This is a genomic window from Pleomorphomonas sp. JP5 (genome assembly GCF_023721815.1).
GTDB lineage: Bacteria > Pseudomonadota > Alphaproteobacteria > Rhizobiales > Pleomorphomonadaceae > Pleomorphomonas.
This window is the reverse complement of the sequence record NZ_JAMDLI010000008.1, coordinates 370,458-385,896: the sequence shown is the minus strand read 5'-3', so window position 1 is coordinate 385,896 and position 15,439 is coordinate 370,458. Positions and strand designations below refer to the sequence as shown.

The following is a 15,439-nucleotide window of genomic DNA, read 5'->3' as shown; positions in this document are numbered from 1 at the left end:
GTCAGGATCGTTTGGTAAAGAAGCAGTTTACGGGATTCGTCATGGACGGACGGGCGGTGGTAACCGACAAGGCCGAGACCTTTCTGCGGGGGCTGACCCCTCGGGCGCGCGGCATGCTGGTTCGCCGGCTGGAAAGCGACCGGACGGTTCCCTCGGAAATCGAGGCTCGACGCCGGCTCATTCTGGAGGCCGCCCGGGCGATTGCCGAAAGCCGCGGCGCGGGCCGGCAGGCGGCGTCTGTCGCTCCGCCGGACATGCGCAGGCTGGTGTTCTCCGGTTTCGAACCCTACGTCATCGAGGAGAGGCTGGTGTTTCCCGTCCGTGGCTTCGTCACGGCCGCCACGCTCTCCCACGTCTGGTCCTACGTGGGCAACGAACTCCAGCTTGCCGAGATCGCGGCATGGAACGATCCGGCGACAGCACCGACGCTGCCGAACGAGGCCGCGTTCCGGGAAGAGGCCGCAAGGTTGGAGACGCGGCTTTTCGACAGCGTGGCGAAGCACATCGCAGCGATTGCCGACGAGCCGAAACTGCAGCAGCGCTTCATGTCGCGCATCGGGGGCGAGGTTGCCCTTCGCGAGATCGAAGAAATGCTCGCCGTGCGCGAGCGTCTTCAGGACTTGCCGACATTGAGCGCGGCCGTGGTGCATCTGCTTGAAACCGGCCCGGTCGACATGGGGCTTCTCGAGCAGATCGCCACCTACCTTGCCACCTACCCGAATACCGCCGGTTGGGTGGCCGGTGGCGTGTTCCGTCGCCATGGGGCCGTGACGCCTCTCATTGCCTTTGCCAAGCTGCTGGCTCGTGGCGAAACCGCCCGACGCGTCCGGGCCACGCCGGCAGCGGCCGCCTTCGTCGACCTGGGCCTTGCCGTGGCCGATCGCTCCGCATCGCGCTTCCAGGCCATCCTTCGCGGTAACCGAAACGCCGCCGACGCCACGGCGCAGATCGGGGTGTTCCGCTCGGCTCTCGGCGAGCTCACCACGGGCCTGGATATCGACAACGATGGGGGGTGGCAGCCGCGCATGGTGGCCATCAAGCGTCGATTCTCCGACATGCTGTTCGTGGAGTTCGACAAGCTGCTTCCGGCGATGCGCCGCGCTTTCCGGATCCAGGGAGCTCCCTATCCGGGACCGGCCGATGGAGCCGAGGCGGCGTTCCTGTGCGCCCTCTTCGCGGCGACGGGCAAGTCTCGCGACATTCTGGCGGTCAACGGCCTGATCGGGCGTCTGACGCCGTTGGTCGATCAGGCGATTGAGCTTTACGCCCTCGATCTGCCGGCCAAGCTGCGGGATCTCGATGGAGAGGCGCGATTGGCGGCACTGTCGGCAGTCGACTCCCTGATCAAGGCCGCCGGCTTCCTCTACGGCGAGGATTATGCGTCCCACCTCCGCAGAAGCAAGGAGCAACAGCTCAAGGTGTCGCGGCCCGCGGCCTGAGTTCGGATCGCCTTTTCTAGAATCCTTCTCAAATTCGCCCAGAAGTCGATTGAGAAAGCGCCGACATTGCCCTATTCGGCTTGGGGCATCGGGTGCGACGGCCTGTGCTGGCGGTTCGGGAAAGAGCGGCGAATGGTGTTCTGGATATTGCTGGCATTGCTGACGGCGGCGGTCGTTCTCGTCGTCATCGCTCCCATGGCTCGGCCGGCAGGCGCCTTCTCGGTTCCCAGTGGGGAGGAGACCCGCGTCTATCGCGATCAGCTGAGCGAACTCGACCGCGATCGCGAGCGCGGTCTGATCGGCGGCGTGGAGGCGGACGCCGCCCGTGCCGAGATTGCCCGTCGCTTGTTGGCCGCAGCGCAGGCCTCGCCGGAAACCAACAAACCCCGGCCGGCGGTCAATCGGCTGGTCGCGTTGGCGACTGTCGTGGCTATTCCGGCCATCGCCCTGCCGCTCTATCTCTTCATCGGTCAGCCCGACATGCCAGACGCGCCGCTGGCGGAACGCCTGAGCGCCGCGCCCACCGCCGGCAATGTCGCCGATTTGGTCGGCCGTGTCGAAAAGCATCTCGCCGCCAACCCCGGCGATCTCTCGGGGTGGCGCGTCATTGCGCCGGTTTATGCCCGTCTGGGGCGCCTGGACGATGCCGTGCAGGCATGGGGCAGGCTGGTCGCGGCCGGTGAGGCGGATGCCGAGACGCTTGAGAACTACGGCGCCGGCCTCGTCGACACCAACGACGGCATCGTTTCTCCCGAGGCGCAGTCGATCCTGGCCCGTGCCGTCGCCGCCGATCCGGAACGAGCGCGTGCGCGCTTCTACTATGCCGAAGGGCTGCGCCAGGCAGGGGCCTTCGAGGAGGCGTTGAGGCAGGTCGACGAACTGATCCGTCGGTCGCCGGCCGACGCACCCTGGCTGGAGACCGCGCGTGAAAAGCGCCGGGAAATCCTGGCCGCGCTCAAGAAGCCTGCCGACACGCCGGAGCCGCAGACCCTGCCGGCCTCGGGAATGAACAGTTCGGCGATCGAAGGCATGGTCGACGGTCTCGCTGCCCGTCTCGCTGCCGAACCCGGCGATCGGGATGGATGGATCCGGCTGATGCGCTCCAACATGGTGCTCGGGCGAACCGACAAGGCGAAAGCGGCGCTTGCCGACGCCCGGAAAGCCTTCGCCGGCGACGCCGAGGCATTGGCGGCGATCGACGCCGCGGCGGCCGAGTTCGGCATCACCAAACCGGAGGGACAGTGACCATGGCCATGACGCGCAAGACGAGGCGCCTCATCCTGATTGGTACCGTGGGCGCGGTTCTGGCGTCCGCCGTCGGTCTCGTTCTGTTCGCCTTGTCGGGTGAGATCACCCTCTACAAGACGCCGACCGAAGTGGTCGAGCAGTCGGCGACGGACGGGCGTCGTCTCCGCATCGGCGGTCTTGTCGAGGTCGGCAGCGTGGTGCGCAAGGACGGCGGTCAGGTCGAGTTCAAGGTGACGGACACGGCGAACGCGGTAACCGTGACCTACCGGGGCTTGCTGCCCGATCTGTTCCAGGAAGGGCAGGGCGTGGTCGCAGAGGGAAAGCTCGACCAGAGCGGCCTGTTCCAAGCCGACACCGTTCTGGCCAAGCACGACGAGCGCTACATGCCGAAGGAAGTCGTGGACGCGCTCAAGGCTCAGGGTGTTTGGGAAGAAGGCCAGCCGGGCGGACCTATACCGCCCAAGGCGAAGAACTAGAGCATGTTGGCGCACTCTGGTTCGCCCACAGGCTCTATCCAACTATTTTCACGCAACTCCGGGCGCAAAATCGGCACCCACTTTTGCTGGAGTTGCTACAGGCGAGGGCGGCATGATCGTTGAATTCGGCCATTTTGCTCTGATTCTGGCCCTGGCAGTCGCCGTTGCCCAGTCGATCCTGCCGGTGGTGGGGTTCTTTCGCCGTGACCCGGCGCTGATGGCTGTGGCGCCGCGCGCTTCGATGATGCAGCTCCTGCTCGTCGCCATTGCCTTTTCCGCGCTCACCTATGCCTATCTAGTTTCCGACTTCTCGCTTCTCAACGTGGTCGAGAACTCCCATTCGGAAAAGCCGCTGATCTACAAGTTCTCCGGCGTCTGGGGCAATCACGAAGGCTCCATGCTGCTCTGGGCGTTGATCCTGGCCGTATTCGGCGCGGCGGTCGCGGCCTTCGGCGGCAACCTGCCGCAGACGCTCAAGGCCAACGTGCTGGCCGTGCAGGGCTGGATCAGCACGGCCTTTCTCGCCTTCATCCTGACGACGTCGAACCCGTTCCTGCGCCTCGCCGAGCCGCCGATCGAGGGCAAGGACCTCAACCCGGTCCTTCAGGATGTCGGCCTCGCCATCCATCCCCCACTCCTCTACCTCGGCTATGTCGGCTTCTCCATCGCCTTCGCCTTCGCCATCGCGGCGTTGATCGAGGGGCGGATCGACGCCGCCTGGGCGCGCTGGGTCCGGCCCTGGGTCCTTGCCGCATGGATATTCCTGACCGCCGGCATCGCCATGGGATCCTACTGGGCCTACTACGAACTCGGTTGGGGCGGCTTCTGGTTCTGGGATCCGGTGGAGAACGCCTCGCTGATGCCCTGGCTGGTGGGAACGGCGCTGCTGCATTCGGCCGTCGTGATGGAAAAACGCGAGGCGCTGAAGGTCTGGACCGTTTTGCTGGCCATCCTCGCCTTCTCGCTGTCGCTTCTCGGCACCTTCCTGGTGCGGTCCGGCGTGCTGACCTCCGTTCACGCCTTCGCCACCGACCCGACGCGCGGCGTCTTCATCCTCGCCATCCTCTGCGTCTTTATCGGTGGCGGTCTCGGCCTGTTCGCTTTCCGCGCCGGAACGCTCAGGCAGGGCGGCCTGTTCGCGCCGGTCAGCCGCGAAGGCGCGCTCGTCCTCAACAACGTGTTCCTGACCGTGGCGGCCGGCGTCGTGCTGTTCGGCACGCTGGTGCCGCTGATCGTGTCGGCCTTTGGCGGCGCCATTTCGGTCGGCGCGCCCTATTTCAACACGGTGTTCGGACCGCTGTTCGGCGCGACGCTGCTGGTCGTTCCCTTCGGTCCACTGCTCGCCTGGAAGCGCGGCGATCTCCTGGGTGCCCTCGAGCGGCTTTGGGCGGTGTTCGCCATTGCCGCGCTGGTCGCCATCATCGTCGCCTGGATGAGCGGCGAGACGCACATCGTCGCCGTTTTCGGCCTCGGGGTCGCCGCTTGGGTGTTGGTCGGCGCCTTTGCCGAACTGTGGACCCGCGCCCGTTTTCGCGAAGCCGGGCTTTCGGGCGGTTTCAGGCGTCTCGCAGGATTGCCGCGCTCGGCCTTCGGCACGGCGTTCGCCCATGCCGGTCTCGGCGTGACGCTGCTCGGGGTCGTCGCAACATCGGCCTTCCAGAGCGAGGCCATCCTGGAGATGAAGCCGGGCGACACGGCCACCATCGGCGCCTACTCGGTCACTTTCGACGGGCTCCGCAACACGTCCGGCCCCAACTATTCCGAGGTCATCGCGTCCATGACGGTCCGGGAAGGCGGCATCGTACGCTTCGTCGTCGCGCCTTCGCGGCGCTTCTATGCGGTGCGCCAGATGCCGACCACGGAGGCTGGCATCCACACGCACGGCCTGTCGCAGTTCTATGTGACGCTGGGGAGTGAAGGTCGTGACACCGGCTCGGTTGTGGTGCGCATGTGGGACAAGCCGCTGGTGACGCTGATCTGGCTGGGTGCGCTCGTCATGATGGCCGGTGGCGCCCTGTCGCTGAGCGACCGCCGCCTGCGCGTTGGAGCGCCGAAGCCAGCCCGGCGAGCGGCTCCAGTGGCCACCGCCGAGTGAAGGAGGGACTCCGATGCGCCTTCTCGCCTTCTTCGCCCTTCTGGTTGCGCTAACCGGGCCCGCCGTCGCCGTCGACCCGTCCGAAAGGTTGGCCGATCCGGTTCTCGAAGGGCGCGCGCGCGCCATCTCCGAGGAACTGCGTTGCCTCGTTTGTCAGAACCAGTCGATCGATGCCTCCGATGCCCAGCTCGCCAAGGACCTGAGGCTTGTCGTTCGCGAGCGCATCGCCGCCGGGGACAGCGATGACGAAGTCCGTGACTTCCTGGTGGCCCGCTACGGCGAGTTCGTGTTGCTGAGGCCGCGCGCCCACGGGGTCGGGCTTCTCTTGTGGGTGCTGCCGCCCGCCATGCTGCTCATCGCCGGAGCCGGGCTGTTTCTCGCCGTTCGGAGGCGTCGAGTCGCCCCTGTTGCGGAAAGGCTTTCCGCCGAGGAAGAAGCGGCATTGAAGGCGCTGTCCAGAGAAGAAGACCTGCCGCCAAACTATTGAAATAAGGCTAGTTTTTGGCAACTTTCTTACGAAAGTTTAATGCCGTCGCAATCTTCAGGTTAGGCGCGTGGTGGCTATATGACGCCATAGAGACCGGAACGACAGCCGGTTCCCGAGTTCTTCCCCCAGGAGATTCCCCCATGCTCAGGACTTCCGACAAGCCGACCAAATCCCGCGTCAAGGCGTTGCTGTTGGGTTCAGTTTTCGCCCTGGCTCTCGGCGGCATCGTCGCCGGCGAGACCGCCTTGATCTTCGATAGCCCCGCCAATGCTCAGAACCTGTCCCAGCCCCAGACCCAGGCGGTGTTCTCCTTCGCCGACATGGTGCAGCGTGTCCAGCCGGCCGTTGTCTCCATCCGCGTCAAGACCGACGAGACCGTCGGACATGGCGAAGGCGACGTTGAAGGCCTGCCGCCCGGCCTGACGCCGGACAGCCCCTTCTATGACTTTTTCAAGCGGTTCGGCATGCCGGGCATGCCAGGTAACCGCGACCATGGGCCGCAGCACCGCTATGGCCTTGCCCAGGGCTCCGGCTTCTTCATCTCGGCCGACGGCTACGTCGTCACCAACAACCACGTGGTGGAGAACGCCACCGACGTGAAGGTGGTAACCGACGACGGCACCGAACATGACGCCAAGGTGATCGGCACCGATCCCAAGACCGACCTTGCCCTGGTCAAGGTGACCGATGGCAAGGACTTCCCCCATGTCACCTTCGCGGCGAACGAGTCGCGCGTCGGCGACTGGGTGGTGGCGGTCGGCAATCCGTTTGGCCTTGGCGGTACCGTGACGGCGGGTATCATCTCGGCACGCGGCCGCGACATCGGCGCCGGCCCCTACGACGATTTCCTGCAGATCGATGCGCCGATCAACAAGGGCAACTCCGGCGGACCGGCCTTCAATGCGGGTGGCGAGGTGATCGGCGTCAACACGGCCATCTACTCGCCGTCGGGTGGTTCGGTCGGCATCGGCTTCGCCATTCCGGCCCGGACAGCGCAACAGGTGGTTGCTTCGCTGATGGACCACGGCAAGGTGGTTCGTGGCTGGCTAGGCGTGCAGATCCAGCCGGTCACCGAGGAAATCGCCAACTCGATCGGTCTCGACAAGGCTCACGGCGCCCTCGTGACCGAGCCGCAGGACAACTCGCCGGCCAGCAAGGCGGGGATCGAGGCCGGTGACACCATCCTTTCCATCAACGGGCTCGAGGTGGAAGACGCCAAGGATCTGGCCCGAAAGATCGCGGCCTTCCCGCCCAAGACGGTGGTCGACGTCACGCTGTGGCGCGACGGCAAGGAGGTGATCGTCAAGGTGAACCTCGGCGAGCTTCCCAACGAGCAGGTGGCCTCGTCGCAGAAAAGCGGCGGCTCCGAGGAGCATACCTCGCTTGACGACTACGGACTGACACTCGCCCCCGCCGACGCCGTGGGCGCCGGCGACAGCGGGGCCGTCATTACCGAGGTCGATCCGGGCGGCAAGGCGTCCGAGCGCGGCCTGCGCCAGGGCGACGTCATCCTCCAGGCCGGCGGTCAGACCGTCGAAGGTCCCCGGGATGTTTCGAAGGCGATTTCCGGAGCCGAGAAGGCCGGCAAGAAGGCCATCCTGCTACGCGTGAAATCTGGAGACAGCGTTCGCTTCCTCGCCCTCCCCTTGGGGAAGTGAGATAGCTGATCTCCATCCTGTACCGGCGAGCGGGCTCGGCGCCCGCCGGTACTCTTTTTCCTTGCGCCGGCCCGTGTCGGCGCTAAACAACTGTCAGCGACCACCTTTGCGAGGCAGGGCGATATGCGCATTCTGGTGATCGAAGACGACAAGGAAGCGGCTGCCTATCTCGTCAAGGCACTGGGCGAGGTCGGGCATATCGCCGAACACGCGGCCGATGGCGAGGCCGGTGCCTTCATGGCCGAGGAAGGCGGCTTCGACGTGTTGATCGTCGACCGCATGCTGCCCAAGCGCGATGGTCTCACCATCATCGAGGGCATGCGCCGGGCCGGCGACCAGACTCCGGTCATGGTCCTGTCCGCGCTCGGTCAGGTCGACGACCGCGTTCGCGGCCTCAAGGCCGGCGGCGACGACTATCTCACCAAACCCTATGCCTTCACCGAGCTGCTTGCCCGCGTCGAGGCGCTTGCCCGTCGCAACCGGCCAGCCGAGGTCGAAACCACCTACCGCGTCGGCGATCTGGTGCTTGACCGCCTGTCGCATACCGTGACGCGCGCGGAGACCGAGATCCCCTTGCAGCCGCGCGAGTTCCGGCTGCTCGAGTATCTGATGCGCAACGCCGGGCAGGTGGTGACGCGCACCATGCTGCTGGAAAACGTCTGGGACTATCATTTCGATCCGCAGACCAACGTCATCGACGTTCATGTCTCCCGCTTGCGCGGCAAGATCGACAAGGGCTTCGACAAGCCGCTGCTCCACACGGTGCGCGGCGCCGGCTACATGATCCGTGAGGCCGGCCCCGAGAGGGGTGGGGAGGCCACATGGGCGCGCTCGGGCGGCTGATCCGGACGACCGCGTTCAAGCTGTCGCTGGTCTACCTCGTTGTCTTCTCCGGCCTGACGCTGTTCCTGACCGCCTATATCTCGAACAACACGGCGGAGTTGCTCGACTCCCAGATCAGCGAAACCATCGACAGCGAAATCAACTCGTTGTCGGATCAGTACGAGCGCGGCGGTCTTCGTCAGCTCGTCAGCGCCGTCGATCTGCGCAGCCGCCGACCGGGCGCCAGTCTCTATCTCGTCGCCGACTCCTCGGGCCGCACGGTGGTCGGCAACGTCGCCGACCCGCCGCTCTCCATCCTCGGGCTGTCGAATGGCGACACCACATCCGTCACCTACCAGCGCCTCGATGGCGATACCAGTCGCAGCTATGAGGCGATCGTGCGAGTGTTTGCCCTGCCGGGTGGATTCAAGCTGCTGGTCGGCCGCGACATCAGCGAAATCGGGCAATTGCGATCCCTGATCTTCGAGGCGTCGCGCTATGCGATCATCGTCATCGTGGTGACGGGCTTCGTTTCCTGGTTCTTTGTGGGACGCTCCGTTCTCAAGCGCGTCGAGAACATGGCCGAGACATCGCGTCGCCTCATGTCCGGCGATCTGACCCATCGCCTGGCCGTCAAGGGTTCGAACGACGAGTTCGACAATCTCGCGCTCAGCCTCAACGAGATGCTCGATCGCATCGAGGCGTTGATGACCGGCCTGCAGGAGGTTTCCGACAACATTGCCCACGACCTCAAGACGCCACTCAACCGGCTTCGCGGGCGCCTGGAGGATACCCTGCGGCGCGGTGGCGAGGTGGAGGAGTATCGCGAGGCCATAACCTCGGCGATGGAAGAGGCTGACAGCCTCATTCGCATTTTCGACGCTCTCCTCAAGATTGCCCGGATGGAGGCCGGATCCTCGGGCGATAGCTTCGAGCAACTCGACGCCGCCGACATTCTCGACGAAATCGTCGAACTCTACGAGCCGGTTCTTGAAGACGTCGGCGGTCGGTTGACGCTCGAAACGGCGCGGCCGTTGCCGCTGAGGGGAAATCGCACGCTCTTGAGCCAGGCCCTGTCCAACCTGATCGACAACGCCATCAAGTACGGTCGGTCCGAGGGGGCTGAGGGGCCGTCGATCCAACTGACCGGCACTGTTGAAGGCGATAACCTGTGCCTGACCGTGATCGACGACGGCCCCGGTATCGCCGAGGCCGACCGGCAGAAGGCGTTGTCGCGCTTCGGCCGGCTCGACGCCGCGCGCAGCCGGCAGGGATCGGGGCTCGGTCTGTCGCTGGTGGCGGCCGTGGCGCATCTGCATGGTGGTCGGGTGACGCTCGGTGAAGCCGAGCCAGGCCTCAAGGCCAGCCTTTTCCTGCCGAAAGCCGAAGGCAACCTCGGTTAGCGCGAAACGCAGATCCGATTCAATCGGGTCGAATAGCGCTCTATGGCGTATCGCGGCGCCGTTAGGATTTATGCCAGAACAGGGAGATAAGGTGCGCTCGACCAAGAGGCGCATGACAGCAAGGCGGAGCGGGCAATGGGGGCTGGAGAAGGCATGACGCAGCGGACTGAAGGCGCGCTCAAGGACCGCATCGCCATCGTTCCCCCCATCGGGCCGGATTCGGCGATCGCCGGTTCGCTTCTCGACGACTGCCTGGCCGGGCCGGGGGGCGAGGCACTGGCGTCGCTGTTTGCGAGCGTACCGATTGCGCGCGATCTGGTGCTCGCCGTCACGTCCAACAGCGCCCACCTGCGCGACGCGGCGCTGCGTGACGGCGAACGCCTCCACCGCATTCTCTCAAGCGATCCGGCGGCGCTTGTCGATGGTCTGATCGCCTCCCTGTCCGAACCGGCCGCCGACGAGGCGACGCTGCGGCGGCACCTCCGGCGCGTCAAGGCGGAAGCGGCGCTCGCCATCGCCCTGGCCGACGTCGCCGATCTCTGGGACGTCATGGAGGTGACCGGCGCCCTCACGCGCCTTGCCGATGCATCCCTCTCCGCCGCCATCCGCTTTCTTCTGCTCGAGGCCGACGCCGCCGGCAAGCTGAGCCTGCCGGACCGCTCCGATCCCGAAAAGGGCTCGGGCTGGATCGTGCTCGCCATGGGAAAGCAGGGCGCCTTCGAACTCAACTATTCCTCGGACATCGACCTTATCGTCTTCTTCGATCCCACCGTGGTTCCGGCGGCCGACAAGGACGATCTGACGACCCTGTTCGTGCGGCTGACGCGCCGCCTCGTCGCCATCCTTCAGGAGCGTACGGTCGATGGATACGTGTTCCGGACCGATCTTCGCCTGCGGCCTGATGCCGGCGCGACGCCGGTCGCCATGTCGACGACGGCGGCGCTGATCTACTACGAGAGCGCCGGCCAGAACTGGGAACGGGCGGCCATGATCAAGGCGCGCCCGGCAGCTGGCGATATCGAGGCAGGCGAGCATTTCCTGGCCGAGCTCAAGCCCTATGTCTGGCGCAAGTATCTGGACTATGCCGCCATCCGCGACATCCACTCGATCAAGCGACAGATTCACGCCCACAAGGGGCACGGCGCGATCGCCGTTGCCGGTCACAACGTCAAGCTGGGACGCGGCGGTATCCGCGAGATCGAGTTCTTCGTCCAGACGCAGCAGCTCATCGCCGGGGGGCGCAACGTCGACCTGCGCGGGCGGCAGACGCTCGCCATGCTGGATGCGCTGGTGGTTCAGGGCTGGCTCGGCGAGCCGGCGCGCGATCTTCTGGCGGAAGCCTATCGTTTCCTGCGCCGCGTCGAACATCGCATCCAGATGCTCAACGACGAGCAGACTCACACGCTGCCCGACGAACCCGAGGGGCTTGCCCGTGTTGCCCACCTGATGGGCTACGAGGACCTCGATGCGTTCTCGGCCACGCTGAGGGAATGGCTGACCGTCGTCAGCGACCAATACTCCGAGCTGTTCGAGGAGGAGGACGACCTCTCGTCGCAGCACGGCAACATGGTGTTCACCGGCAACGACATCGACCCCGGCACGCTCGAGACCTTCACCCATCTCGGCTTCGCCCGGCCGGAAGACGCCATCCGCATCGTCGCTTCCTGGCATTTCGGTCGCTACCCAGCCATGCGATCGTCGCGGGCCCGCGAGCTCCTCACCGAGATCACGCCGCGCCTCATCGTCGCCTTCTCCGAGACCGAGGCGCCGGACGCCGCACTGATCGCCTTCGACCATTTCCTCGCCCGGCTGCCGGCTGGCGTGCAACTGTTCTCACTCCTCTCCTCGAACCAGTCCCTGGTGACGTTGATCGCCATGGTGATGGGAAACTCGCCCTATCTTGCCGACACGGTCGCACGGCGCCCGCATGTGGTGGACGCCTTGCTCGAGCCCCAGTTCTTCGGCACCTTGCCTGGCCGGGAGGAGTTGACGCGCCGGATGGATGCGTTCTTCGGCGAGGCGCAGGGATACGAGGACGTGCTCGATCGTGCCCGGATCTTCTCGCAGGAGCAGAAGTTCCTGATCGGCGTCCGCGTCATTACCGGCACGGCGGCGGCCCGCCAGCTTGGTCGCAGCTTTTCCCGTCTCGCCGACCTGTTGCTTGAGCGCGTGCTGGCGGCGACCGCAGCCGAACTCGAGGCGCAGCACGGCTGCGTACCGGACGGCAGGGTGGCGCTGCTTGCCATGGGCAAGCTTGGCAGCGAGGAACTCACCGCCGCCTCGGACCTTGATCTGATCCTGCTCTATGATCACGACCGCGACGCGCTTCAGAGTGACGGGCGTCGGCCGATTTCTCCGAACCAGTATTATGCGCGACTGACCCAGCGTCTCGTGACGGCAATCACCGCGCCGACGGCCGAGGGCACGCTTTACGACGTCGATTTCCGCCTGCGCCCCTCGGGGAACGCTGGACCGCTCGCTACCCGAATCGACGCGTTCGAGCGCTACCAGCTGGAGGAGGCGTGGACCTGGGAACATATGGCGCTGACTCGCGCCCGTGTCGTCGCGTCCACCGGCGGGCTCGGACAAGAAGCGGAGCGCGTGATCGCCGAGACGCTATGTCGGCAGCGAGATCCTGAGAAAGTGCTCGCCGACGCTGCGGACATGCGGGCCCGGCTCGAACAGGAAAAGGGGTCTTCCGATCCCTGGAACCTCAAGCGGGCTCCTGGTGGGCTGGTCGATCTGGAGTTCATCGCCCAGACGCTACGCCTCGTCAACGACTGGCGGGAGCCGGCGATACGGCTGCGCAATACCGAGGCGGTGCTGCTGTCGGCGGCGACCCATGGTCTTCTCTCGTCCGCCCATCGCGACGTGTTGCTGCCGGCCATTCGCCTGTTCGGCGACCTGACGCAGGCCCAGCGCCTCACGCTTCCGGTCAAGACATCGGTGGTCGAAGCACCGCGCGGCGTTCATGATGTGCTCTGCCGTGTCGCATCGGCCCCGTCGCTTGCCCAACTCGAGGCCGAGCTTCGCGAGCGTCAGGCGGCGGTACGCGACGCCTTCGTCGAGATCATCGGACCGGTGGTTCGGCGCGCCGGCTGAGCCTCAGTGCACCGTTCGCCGGGGTTCGGTGAACACGTCGGGCGAGGCGACGACGCGTGGATAGGCCGTGGCAACGGCCGAGCCCGCCTGCGATGTCGCCACGGCGGCGGTGCCGTCGCTTGCCGTCGGCGATGCGATGCGCGGCATCGAAATGGTGACGGTCGTGCCAGCCCCCTCCACCGATTCTATCGTCATATGGCCGCCATGCAACGCCACCAGCGACTGGGCGATGGCCAGACCGAGACCGGAACCCGGGTGCTTGCGCGTCAGCTGGTTTTCCACCTGCACGAAGGGCTTGGCGATCTGGTCCAGCGAGCCGGCTGGAATGCCGATGCCGGTATCGCTCACCGAGAACAGGACATTGTCACCCGCTTGCCGCGTGCGCACCGTCACGGTGCCGGATGCCGGCGTGAACTTCAGCGCGTTGGACAGGAGGTTGAGCGCCACCTGCTTGACGGCGCGACGATCGGCCACCATCGGCTCCAGGCCCACGAAGTCGGTGGCGAGGATGATCTGCCGCGCCTCTGCCTGGGACGACATGATGCGCACGCACTCGCCGAGCACTTCGTCGACAACCACCGACTCGAGCGAGAGATTGACCCTGCCGGCCTCGATCTTGGACATGTCGAGGATGTCGGAGATGACGTTGAGCAGATAGATGCCGCTGTCGTGGATGTCGCGGCAGTAGTCGGTGTATTTCTCCGACCCGAGATCGCCGAACATGCCGGACATCATGATGTCCGAGAAGCCGATGATGGCATTGAGCGGCGTCCTGAGCTCGTGGCTCATCGAGGCCAGGAACTCGGACTTCGCCCGGTTGGCCGCCTCGGCGCGCGCCTTCTCCTCGGCATATTTCTCGGCAAGCTCGACCAACTGGGTGGTCTGCAGCTGCATCTTGTGGCGGTGCTGGCGAAGATCGGCGACGGTTGCCATCAGCTGCCGCTCGCTCTCGAGGAGGTTCTCTTCGTGACGCTTCAACTGGGTGATGTCTGTTCCGACCGAGACGAAACCTCCGTCCTTGGTGCGGCGTTCGTTGATCTGCAGCCAGCGCCCGTCGTCAAGCCGCGCTTCGTAGGAGCGCTCTCCACCGGTCATCGAATAGCGCAGGCCCTCGCTCGATACCTTGGGCTGACGGGCCGCAGCCATGACATCGGCGTAGGGGGTGCCGGGGCGGGCGACGCTGTCGGGCAACTGGTGCAGGCTCTGGTACTTCGAGTTGCACATGACCAGACGGTTTTCCGAGTCCCAGATGACGAAGGCTTCGGAAATGGTGTCGATGCCGTCGCGCAGGCGGATGGCGGCGGTGGCGTTTTCCTGGGCCAGCGTCTTCTGCTCGGTGACGTCGACGGTGATGCCGATGAGGTGGTGCGAGCCGTCATGGTCGCGAACCACTTCGGCCCGCATCCTCAGCCACACCCATTCGCCGCTGGCATGGCGGATGCGGAACTCCAGGTCGACGGAGGGCTGGCCGGTTTCCAGGACCTCCTTGGCAAGCTCGTAGAGGTCGACGTCGTCGGGATGGATCATGCCCTGCAGGTCGTTGAAGCCCATCAGGTCGGAGTTGGGCTCCATGCCCAGTATCACGTACATGGACGGCGACCAGAACAACCGGCCCCGGGCAAGGTCCCAGTCCCAAAGGCCGCATCGGCCGCGCCTGAGCGCCGTGTCGACGCGCGCCTGCGTGGCGTTGTAGATGCGGTCGGCCTCTCTGGCCCGGCTCATCTGGGCGAAGAAGGCGTAGACCACGGCGATCAGGATCAGGGACGTACCGACGAACAGGACGGCCGTCATGGTGACGTCGTGCCGCCAGCCGACATAAACCTGCGCCAGCGGTTGATAGACGGCGACCGTGCCGCGATCGCCCACGAGGTTGCGAACGGTGGCGAGCGCTTCGGTGCCTCCGGCCAGCGTCACGTCCAGGACGCCGGCGCGTTTGCCGAACACCAGCATCGGCTGGTCGGCTCCGAAGAGGTCCGAGATGGTGCCTTTGCCGACGAATGCCCCCTCCGGCGCCGTTGCCCGAATGGCGCCGTCGGCATCGGCGAACAGAATGACGCGACCGTCGCTTGTCGCCGACGGCGGCAGGCTGTCGCGCAGGGCGGCGCGCATCACGCCCGAATAGCTGGCCTCTGTCTTTCCGAGCGAGGGGTGAACCGAGAGGTCGGCGTCCAGCGCTTCGGCCAGTAGCGCCACCATGTCGGAGGCCGAACGATAGGTGTCGGTCCGCTGCTGCAGAAGACTGGAGACGTGGAAGATGCCGCCCATCAGAAGGAAGGCGGAGATCAGAACCGGGATCGAACGCCGAAACAGCGGCTCGGCCTGGAGCAGGCGCAGATAGGAGGGGCGGACGAGAAGGCCGGCGTGTCCCTTGAGAAGTCTCTCCGTTTCGGCGTCGCCAAAAAGACGCGCCTTCCACGTTCCCGACCCTCGACTGAGGTCGTTGCCCGCCATGTCGTTGCCCCGCCGCCGCATGTTGTTGGGGAACGCGAAACAACCCCCGAATCACATTCAGTTTGAATCATCGGGAATCGCTCTGTCCATAGGTTAACGAGCGTTGAATCTTCTTTTTGAATCGCCGCCGGCGAATGGGAGGGGATGTGACATTCCTGCCGAATCCGGGGGCAGGAGTCGAACTGAAAAACGTTCGCCTTTTCAATCTGTCACCCCCTCCCCAACGTCTTCCACAGGAATATTTTGGGGAGGGGATGT

Annotated in this window: 10 protein-coding genes; 9 read left to right on the top strand and 1 reads right to left on the bottom strand. The window is 65.5% G+C overall.

Going from position 1 to position 15,439, the window contains the following annotated elements; translation table 11 throughout:
- Window positions 1-41 precede the first annotated feature (41 nt).
- From M4J40_RS13085 to M4J40_RS13045, 9 genes are all read left to right on the top strand, one after another.
- The gene (locus M4J40_RS13085) at window positions 42-1,439 is read left to right on the top strand and encodes a hypothetical protein (RefSeq protein ID WP_251754584.1); all 1,398 of its coding nucleotides are present in this window, start codon (window positions 42-44) and stop codon (window positions 1,437-1,439) included.
- A gap of 132 nt (window positions 1,440-1,571) precedes the next feature.
- Entirely contained in the window at window positions 1,572-2,684 is a 1,113-nt protein-coding gene (gene ccmI, locus M4J40_RS13080; RefSeq protein WP_251754583.1) for a c-type cytochrome biogenesis protein CcmI, read from the top strand.
- Window positions 2,685-2,692: 8 nt separating this feature from the next.
- A complete protein-coding gene (gene ccmE, locus M4J40_RS13075; RefSeq protein ID WP_251755600.1) occupies window positions 2,693-3,163 on the top strand; it encodes a cytochrome c maturation protein CcmE in 471 nt (156 codons plus the stop codon).
- A gap of 112 nt (window positions 3,164-3,275) precedes the next feature.
- Window positions 3,276-5,258: a heme lyase CcmF/NrfE family subunit gene (locus M4J40_RS13070; RefSeq protein ID WP_251754582.1), complete on the top strand. Its 1,983-nt coding sequence runs from the start codon at window positions 3,276-3,278 to the stop codon at window positions 5,256-5,258.
- A gap of 13 nt (window positions 5,259-5,271) precedes the next feature.
- Window positions 5,272-5,745 carry a cytochrome c-type biogenesis protein gene (locus tag M4J40_RS13065; protein ID WP_251754581.1) on the top strand — a complete coding sequence of 158 codons (474 nt, stop codon included), beginning with the start codon at window positions 5,272-5,274 and terminating at the stop codon, window positions 5,743-5,745.
- A gap of 140 nt (window positions 5,746-5,885) precedes the next feature.
- Window positions 5,886-7,403 (top strand): Do family serine endopeptidase, encoded by a 1,518-nt coding sequence (locus tag M4J40_RS13060; protein WP_251754580.1) that lies wholly within the window; start codon window positions 5,886-5,888, stop codon window positions 7,401-7,403.
- Window positions 7,404-7,526: 123 nt separating this feature from the next.
- Window positions 7,527-8,246, top strand: coding sequence for a response regulator transcription factor (locus M4J40_RS13055; protein ID WP_251754579.1), 720 nt, complete (start codon window positions 7,527-7,529; stop codon window positions 8,244-8,246).
- The gene (locus tag M4J40_RS13050; protein ID WP_251754578.1) at window positions 8,225-9,628 is read left to right on the top strand and encodes an ATP-binding protein; all 1,404 of its coding nucleotides are present in this window, start codon (window positions 8,225-8,227) and stop codon (window positions 9,626-9,628) included. The genes M4J40_RS13055 and M4J40_RS13050 overlap by 22 nt, the downstream gene beginning before the upstream one ends.
- A gap of 153 nt (window positions 9,629-9,781) precedes the next feature.
- Window positions 9,782-12,730 (top strand): bifunctional [glutamine synthetase] adenylyltransferase/[glutamine synthetase]-adenylyl-L-tyrosine phosphorylase, encoded by a 2,949-nt coding sequence (locus M4J40_RS13045; protein ID WP_251754577.1) that lies wholly within the window; start codon window positions 9,782-9,784, stop codon window positions 12,728-12,730.
- A 3-nt stretch (window positions 12,731-12,733) separates the two neighbouring features.
- Here M4J40_RS13045 and M4J40_RS13040 read toward each other — a convergent pair whose 3' ends face one another.
- Window positions 12,734-15,181, bottom strand: a complete 2,448-nt coding sequence (locus tag M4J40_RS13040) for an ATP-binding protein (RefSeq protein WP_251754576.1) — start codon at window positions 15,179-15,181, stop codon at window positions 12,734-12,736.
- Between the last annotated feature and the right edge of the window lie 258 nt (window positions 15,182-15,439).